1 pseudogene is annotated in these 699 nt (G+C 61.9%); it reads right to left on the bottom strand.

Annotated features, from left to right (window positions below):
* Positions 1–699, bottom strand: a pseudogene (locus AB6804_RS31915) (IS21 family transposase); the annotation flags it as partial.

Here is a 699-nt window from a genome sequence, read left to right as displayed (position 1 = left end):
CCCCTGAACGCCTGCGGCTTGCGCTTGAGAGAATCGATGAAGTGACGATAGTCCAGCGCGTGGCGGTTGTCGGCTGCACGGGAGCCTCGCGGCGTACTGTGCACCAGCGCGCCCGACAGATAGCAGTCGAGCCGGTCACCATAGATCCGCACCTTTAGCCTATGGCCGATCAGGCGCGACGGTGCGCTGTACAGGATGCCGCGCACGGTGAATGTGCTGCAGCGGGTCACGAGTGCTTCTTCCTCGACGAAGTCAGTAGTGCGACGTACGGGCAAATCCTGCAACTGTGCGCGCTCAATACGAAACGCCGCAGCGTTGCGCCGGTTCCGGCGCATCACCACCTCACGGATAAATTCATCGTAGGCGCCCCGCTCAGCGAAGTCGCGATGACCGCGAAGCATCAAGGCCTGGTCGACCGCTTCCTTCAGATACCGATGCGATGACTCCACGCTGCCGTTCTCGTGACCCAGGCCTCGATTGTTGCGCGTGCCCTCCATGCCGTAATGGTCGAGCAGCGCTGAGTAACGTTTCGTGAAGTCCTCCTGCTCTGTCAGATTCTTGAAGGCAGCCGACAGGCTGTCAGAGCGATGTTCGCGCGGGCAGCCGCCGGCCTGCCACAGCGCGTTCTGCAATCCCGATGCGAGGGCCTCGAAACTCTCGCCACCCTCAACAACGTTCGCGTATTCCCAGCGCGAGAAC

Source organism: Caballeronia sp. RCC_10, assembly GCF_041360715.1.
GTDB classification, from domain to species: domain Bacteria; phylum Pseudomonadota; class Gammaproteobacteria; order Burkholderiales; family Burkholderiaceae; genus Caballeronia; species Caballeronia grimmiae.
The sequence above is the reverse complement of the archived record's forward strand: the minus strand, read 5'-3'. Positions and strand labels throughout refer to the sequence as shown.